The following is a 7,882-nucleotide window of genomic DNA, read 5'->3' as shown; positions in this document are numbered from 1 at the left end:
CAGATGTTCCGCTGCATTGAAACGTTTCTTACTGTTCTCAATTTGGGCCAGTTCTTCCCATACAGATTCATACACTTTGACCAGATAGCGGACAGCAGAACGGTAAATCTCCAGTGTCTGGCGGATCGGAATATTCTGTTTTCGTAATTCAACACCATAACTGGATATGATTTTCATTCGCTTTCTCCTCCGGGTTTTAACGGGATTTTTCCTTCTGACCTTCTATGTAAGCAAGTACCTGTTCACGGCTCCGGTCACTGACCGTTACAGCACAATAAGACGGATTCCACAAATGTCCTCCCCACAACTCTTTCTTTAGCTCTGGATGCAAAAGGAACATCTGGCGCGCAAGATTCCCCTTCATGATTTTGATCATGTCTGAAATATAAAACTGTGGTCTGCAATCTACAAGCAGATGAATATGATCCGGCATAACCTCCATAGCCAGGATTTGAAATTTATATTCCTGTGCAAGACTTTCCAGCATTTCTTTGCATTCCACATCAATTCCGTCTTTTAAAACCTTTTTTCTGTACTTTGTACACCAGACCAGATGATACTGCAGAGAGTACACATATCCTCTACCATAGGAAAGACCATTTTTATTAATTGTAAACATATCTTTCTTCATAAAAATAGTATACCATATGCATAGGAATATATCAAACATTTGTTCCCTTTTTTGGTGCGAATTTTGCGCGTCTAACTCATCACTGAAGTAACGAGAATGCGACGCGCAGTTTTCAAAAACGCTCCCCTAGTATCTATAACGCAAGGGGAGCGTCTATTTTCAATTAGTTCGCTTGTTCTGATAATCGAGTTTTGCTTAAGCTCTCTCCCAGCGGCCTCCCGGGGCTGAAGATATAACACAATAAGCAATATTCAAACTTGAGGTTCCAGCTTTAATATACGAACGACAGGACCGTCCACACTCTAAAGTCGAATATGTAATCATCTGCGTATTATTTGGAGTATAGTGATATGGGGTTCCTCCAGCAGGATTTGAAATTGTTTTTGTAATATCATCATACTGGAATCCCACCTCTGGTGAATATTTGGATGTCTGCATTAAACTACTTGCTTTCATAGAGGTTCCGTAGTTCAGTGTTGTTTCAAACCAATTAATTCGTACCTTTAATGCCTGACGGTCATTTGTCACGGATACTTTCATGGTTGCATAAATGCTGTACTGGCTAAGCTGCCCCGTATTGCTTACAATATCAGTGATTGCTACTCTTTGCTGATGCTCGTCTACAATCAACAAACCCGTTGAAATAATATCCTGCTCGCTGCCATTTTCATCCACTACCTGTGTGATTGACAAATAATCATCCGGCTTTGCATCAATGGCGCGGGTCTTCATCTGTTTTTCCTGATATTGTTCAATTGCAACCTTAATTACGTCACTTTCATTCGTGATGTGATTGTTTAAAACCTCTTCATACACTCTGTTTTTTAATTCTGCATTTGTTTCTGCTTTTACTGTTGTAGCAAATACACTAGTCATCACCAAAGCTAACATACAGAAGCCGATTGCTGTTAACGCATTTTTCAATCTTTCTTGCATAAATAACTCCCTCTCTTTCGATTTGCAAAATTAATCACTGCTATTAATTCTCTTCTGCATTGGACTTTTCTCCTTCCTTCATTTTGCCTGTTAGCCTAGGCTCATTTAAAGCCTGGATTCAGTTTTTCACATTTCTTTATAGTCTTATATTACACTTAAAAGCCCAAAAAGTTTATGATGTTAAATGAAAATAAAAAAACCATCTAACATCATAAACTTTTTATTTTTTTTCATATATTTTATAGATATATTATTTTACTTAACGAAAGCGAGATCTTCTATGAAAAAAACATTCAAAAAATTATTACTTATCTTCCTAATATTTTCTCATATAACTATTACTATTCCTGCACCCAAATTTCCACCATTTTCAACAACTTCAGCTCCACTCCCTCCAAATGATAATGATCATTAATTTAACAAATTTCTTTCCTCTACATAATTTTTCATTACCTTGTAATCTGCATCCATTTTATACAGCTTGAGCAGATTCAAGTTTTGTTTAAAATATTTTTTACATACTTCTTTTCCTTCTTCTTCCATAATGCACGCCTGAATCATCAAGCAATATCCTAAAGATGCACCCTTGCCTGCATACAGCATCTGCTGAACAGCTTTTTGACATGTGCACATAGCCTCCTTAAAATATTTTAATTCATCCAGTGCTCTTGCATAATTCGCTATATTCATATTCCAATCTAACATATGAAATACTGGCTTTATACAGCTATCACTATATCTGTCGTCTATAAAGTGATAGATTTCCAACGCCATTTGATAATCTTTTTTCCCCCAATAAATAAGTGCTATTTCTGTCAAAACACTGATTTCCTGGCGATTCAATACATATTCTGTTCTATATACATCTTCAAATTTCAATGTTATCTCTAACAATGCTTTTAGTTGCTGTACAAGTTCTTCTGAATTGCCTAGATGTTTATGATATTTTAATTGTATTTTTCCAACTTCTACATACTGTTTGTTTTCTGGCTCACTACGATCTATCTTACTTTCAATCTCAAAAAGTATTTTTTCCGCTTTCTCATATTCTTTACGATGCATATATTTTGAAAATTCTATTTTTAATTCTAATATTTCATATTCTTCTACCTGAATTCCTGTCTCAATTCTTTTTCCATTTCTATCCATTTTTTCCATAATTTGCCAAAGCTTTTCACTTCGCGGCTGCTGATTTCCGTTTTCTATCCGCGCCAGTGTCTCCTGTGTGCAAATATCCTCACTTAACGATTCTTGTGTGAGTTTGGATGCTCTTCTCGTTCTTCGAATTAATTCGGCATCCACCTCAAAATTCCGAATTACATGTTCAAACAAACGATAATTCTCAAACGACACATTATAATCATGTTCTACCTCTAATATGCATTTTTGTTCCTGACGTAATATTTCAATAAAATCCGCATTTGACTGTTCTTTCTCTAAAATTCGTATATGCTGACTTAAAATTTCCGGCATATAAAGTAGCTTTCCTTCGTCTCTTAACGCTTCCAGCGCTTCTTCTGTTCTCATTTTTATATATGTAGTATTTTCACCCTCTTCTATCACTTTACTTATTAAAAGTGCTGCGTACGGAATTATTTTTACTCGTTCTGTCTTTTCAAAATTTTTTCGGAAAATTTCTTCTACTAACGCTTTAATTTCATCTTTGGCTCGTTTTTGTTCTGTTTCTTGACAGACTTCCCACCTAAAAAGAAGTAATTTATATTCCTCAGCACTTAAAACTCCCGTCTTTCTTTGGTTTTCTGCCTCCGGCATTGTTTGTAGAATTGCCGTTTCCAGATGCTCACAAACCAGTTCTACCGATTCTCCGCGCAGCCACGCAATCTGCGCACGTTCCTGTTCTATGAATTGTCGATGCAATGGTTCTTTTGCCCGTTTGTTCTTTTCATATTCATCCAGATATTGTTCTGCTTCTTCCCATTTTCTTTGACATATTTTTTGTTGAACTTCCTGTCGTAATTCATAAATTTTATAAACATCCATCGGCAATATATAAGTAAGTCGCTCTACTGATTTTCCTAATCGCCCCATAATTCGATCAATCAGGAAAAAATCTATTTCCTGCTGATCCGCTTCAATTCTTGCATATTTCGACAAAGAAGAAATTCCCATGCATAATTGTTTTTGGCGTATTCCTTCTTTTTCTCGTAGTTTCCACAGTAGCTGTCCAATTCCTTGCATTTGTTTCATTTTTTCTCAATAAGTCCTCTTTTATATGTTATATTTTTTGACTTTTATTATATCTCGTTCTTCTACATATTTACTAATCAATTCTTTGCTAACTTGAACTAAATCTGGCGTACGTACTCCTTCTCTCTTAACGTCCACAACAACTGCCCGATTTTTTTGTCTATTTCATAATTTTCTCGTAATACTTTTGGTTATATTTTGATTTATTTTGACAAAACTACAAATATTATCATTCCTTCTATTATAAATTCTCATTTCTTGCAACAACAAGAGAAATTATATACATATTTGTGTGCTTTTCTTTGTACAAAACAACGTATTTCATTTTTTTTCAATAAAAGTGTAATTTTTCATTCTTTTAAACGTATAAGATTATCTTAGGCGTAAAAAAGGCCCCAGCGTAAACCGAAGCCTTCCTTTGCTCTGCAACTATGCCCTCTTTTTTTCCGAATCATCACACCAATTTCATAATTTCCCTTTTCCCATTTATTTTTTCATCTCTTCTATGTTTTTTGTCCTCACTTTCACTGAGACTTTTCTATGTTCTAGCAAAACCTTTGCTTTTAATACCCTTCTCGGCTCTCAGATTCCTCATACACTTCCACCGTACCGGAATGATTTCCCATCATAGGACGGTAAATGTACTGCCGCACGTTGATGTCTACCTTCGCTGCCTTATCATCTGCGGAAATGTAAATTCCAGCCTCTGTGTTGTCATCGTCTACCGTGTAGGTATCTCCTGTTCCAAAATAGGAAAGATCGCCGTCCTCTTTCTGCTTCTGTGTTTCTTCTGGCAATTTATCTCTTGTTGTTGTGTTCACGTACCTTTTAGTAAGTTCATATTACGCCTAAATTATCTGAAAATCTATGATTTTATTTAAAATTCTTCTTACATTTTTCTTTATATAAAAGACTTCTTTCCATACGCCAAGGCAGGTTGGATTTTCATGCATCTTCTCTCTTACTTTTTCTTCTAACTACCACTCCCAATACTATGATCGCTGCTAAAACTCCCCCCTCCGTCATCAACATACGATACATCATTTTATGCTGATATTTCCCCGGCTGTGCCGCTACATCAAGAACCGAGCTAGTTCCTCCGAGGGAATTTTCCAGCTCTATGTAAGTGGAATCTGCAACAGCGGCTACAACCGACGGATAGCTGTATGCCGGAAATGCCGTCCGCTTCACAAACATATCATTCGTATTATTTTCCGCCCGTGAACTGTCGGTAAGACAGCCTGCCGCATCTTCGCGTCCCGGGATCAGATATTCTACACTTTTTTCATTCATTGCAATCCAGATCGGAAAACGGATGGGATCTGCTCCACCGACCAGATGAAACTGATAATCTTCCCACGCAACGTCTGGATTTGCAGCAAGCGAAGTCTTTAACTGCTCGATATAGGTAGGTGTATTGTCATTTTCATACCCTCGAGTGCCGCTGATGTGCCACGCATCGCTCGGCTGTCCATCCTCTCCATCAGCTCTCACTGCGCACGCCTCATACAAATGACCATAAGCTTTGATCGGAACAATCCAGATATAATCACTCTCTTCCAGTGCCGTTTCGACTTCCGAAACAGAAAGCAGCTCGGAAGTAAAAAGCGGCGTGTCAATATACTCTTTCAGCGCATTGTCGAAATCAATATCATCGACCGTCACCCCTTCTGAAAACGGGTCGTAAACAGGCCCGCCATTCGTAGAAGACACAATTTCATCTGCAAGCGCCACAATTTTTTCATAATCTCCGGAATCCGGCAATGTTTCGAATGTTGATGCAGAAACACTCATTGCTGATACTGCAACAGCACCAACCAGTCCCCAAAATATTCCCAATTTTCTTTTCATGCAACGCCCTCCTTTCCCTTTTCATCTCTTCCCTTTTTTCTTTATTATATCTGATCCCGCTTTTCCCAGACAATGCAGCACTTTTCCTATATTTTCCTTTTCTTTTTTGTTACTATTTTAATTGCAACTTGTTATCTTCTTCAAATGATTACCAGTTCCAACACGCAAAAACAGAGGCTCACCTCCTCATTGGAAATGGCCTCTGCTTTTTTTCATTTTTCTTCTTACATCGGAACTTTTTCCACCAGATCTTCTACCTTGCATACTAATACCCGTGCAATCTTTAATAGCGTTTCCGTCTGCGCCTTATTAATATCTTTTCTCCGCTGTTCGTACTGCTGAATAGTCCGAACTGAAACGCCTGATTGCTGTGCCAGTTCACTCTGACTTAAATTTGCAAAAGTACGCAGTTCTTTCAGATTTGTCTCAGGTTTTGCTTCACGATATAATTCATTCATTTTGTCTACAAACTGGCGTATATCCATTTCATGGTATGGTGTGTAAAGCATTCGTACTTCAGTTACAGGGATGGCCTGATTTATTTCCGCAAAGGATAAACTAGTACTCCACTGATAATAGGCCAGTGCCCAGCCGATCCAGTATTCAGGGCTTCGATTGTAGGAATATGAAGGTGTTTGTTTCGGATGTGGTTTTCCATTTTCCCTTAATACTTCATATGCAATCTCAACTCCCGATCTTCCAGCCACTATAGAGCAGTCACCTCTTTCAAACCGCGATGCTGTATTACTCATGCAAAACCACTGCCATGCCGTTTCCAATGGATATTTTAAATTATTCACCATATAATCCAGCATGCAGGCAAGATTTTTTTGAGCAACAGAAAGATATAATTTATCGTAAGCATAGATCATCTGGTTTCATCTCCTCATCCAAACTTTTTTCAAAACAAAGCAAAAAGAACTTTTGACATTTCCACAAAAGCGTGATACTATGATATTGAAAAAGAGTGCTACCGATAGACGGTTAGTCCGATATAGTTTGCAAAAATAACCGCAACGTTTGTCAGACTGTATGGCGGTTATTTTTGTGTCTTATTGTTATCCTTGCCAAGCGTATATCCGATACTAAAGCAGGTTAAGCCGAAGCTCATTACTGCAAGAAAGTCCATAATACTCATTGGCTTAGCCCTCCTTTCAAAAGATTCTCTTTCGAGTTTCTATGTAATCAGAGGGTCACAGTCCCCCTGTCGAAGGACTAACCGCCTACCGTTTTGATAGCACCCATATTCTTATTATATCCGCTTATTAATCAGCTTTCAATAATAAATTTATTCTTTTTAGTTATATTATAGTATTTCTTTTTAGTTACACTTTACATTCAACACTTATTCAAAAACTTTCTTTTTTCTCCACCATACGACCCCCACAACAATTCCGCCCGCCAGCACAAAAATCATCTGCCTTCCTGAAAGCTCCCATCCAAATAACTCAACCCTTACTTTCTTCGGCTGATACGAATACCCCATCAAAATTCTGTTATCATCCCCAGTCCCCACTGTAGCATGGCAATATGTGGTTCCCATAAATTTCATTGCAGAATTTGATGTTCCCAGCTGGCTTCCGGAATAGCTGGCGCCATTTAGCTGTTGATTGTTTGCAATAAGATTCCCACTGACTTCCCAGTCGCTCATTGTTCTGTCCTTATACCATAAGGTTCCGCCAAATTCATACGGTCTTATCGCCTCTCCCAACAAAAACGAAAAGCTGTCGTTTCCACAGGGTTTTTTGTTCTCTGCAAATTCATAGGTCGGATAAATATAAATCGTCGAACCAATTTGAAAGGCTGATGCATAGAACTCAATCCATTCGAAATCTTCCTCTCTTCCATTCATCGCCTGTTTTCCTACATCGATTTTCATATACTCAAATTTTCCATCCCCATTTTTTAAATCATCGACGATAAACTGCTTCACATGCTCATCCAGCTTTTGTATCTCATTCTCTGGCATCCCTGTTTCCTGCAAATAAGCATCGTAATCAGAAGGAACCTTTTCCTCTGCCTTCACATAAGATACCCCCGCATACAATGACAGTCCGCAACAAAGTAAAACCAGAAATAACGTCCGCATTTTTCTCATACAACGCTCCTCCTTTCTGTTGTCATATTCGATAAACCCGTTCAAATATTCTCTCTTTATCATTATATTATCATAAGATTCAGAATCTTTATATGACGTTTTCCTTAACTTTTTCAAACGCAAAAAATCCCTCCCCACACATCACGCATGGAAAGGGA

At 37.9% G+C, this 7,882-nt stretch carries 7 protein-coding genes; all 7 read right to left on the bottom strand.

Features of this window, described 5'->3' with window-relative positions:
• Positions 1-196 precede the first annotated feature (196 nt).
• Entirely contained in the window at positions 197-631 is a 435-nt protein-coding gene (tnpA, locus tag I2G42_RS10190) for an IS200/IS605 family transposase (RefSeq protein WP_441141677.1), read from the bottom strand.
• Between the two features lie 195 nt (positions 632-826).
• Positions 827-1,567 (bottom strand): hypothetical protein, encoded by a 741-nt coding sequence (locus tag I2G42_RS10185; protein WP_022461191.1) that lies wholly within the window; start codon positions 1,565-1,567, stop codon positions 827-829.
• Between the two features lie 411 nt (positions 1,568-1,978).
• Entirely contained in the window at positions 1,979-3,775 is a 1,797-nt protein-coding gene (locus I2G42_RS10180; protein WP_195531016.1) for a helix-turn-helix domain-containing protein, read from the bottom strand.
• 563 nt (positions 3,776-4,338) lie between these two features.
• Complete coding sequence (locus I2G42_RS10175; protein WP_022461189.1) at positions 4,339-4,572, bottom strand: hypothetical protein; 234 nt, start codon at positions 4,570-4,572, stop codon at positions 4,339-4,341.
• Positions 4,573-4,720: 148 nt separating this feature from the next.
• The gene (locus I2G42_RS10170) at positions 4,721-5,626 is read right to left on the bottom strand and encodes a hypothetical protein (RefSeq protein WP_195531015.1); all 906 of its coding nucleotides are present in this window, start codon (positions 5,624-5,626) and stop codon (positions 4,721-4,723) included.
• 224 nt (positions 5,627-5,850) lie between these two features.
• A complete protein-coding gene (locus tag I2G42_RS10165; RefSeq protein WP_195531014.1) occupies positions 5,851-6,498 on the bottom strand; it encodes a helix-turn-helix domain-containing protein in 648 nt (215 codons plus the stop codon).
• A gap of 473 nt (positions 6,499-6,971) precedes the next feature.
• Positions 6,972-7,841, bottom strand: coding sequence for a hypothetical protein (locus I2G42_RS10160; protein WP_207741876.1), 870 nt, complete (start codon positions 7,839-7,841; stop codon positions 6,972-6,974).
• Positions 7,842-7,882 lie beyond the last annotated feature (41 nt).

It is taken from the genome of Fusicatenibacter saccharivorans, assembly GCF_015557635.1.
GTDB lineage: Bacteria > Bacillota > Clostridia > Lachnospirales > Lachnospiraceae > Fusicatenibacter > Fusicatenibacter saccharivorans.
This window is presented reverse-complemented; position numbering and strand designations above follow the sequence as displayed.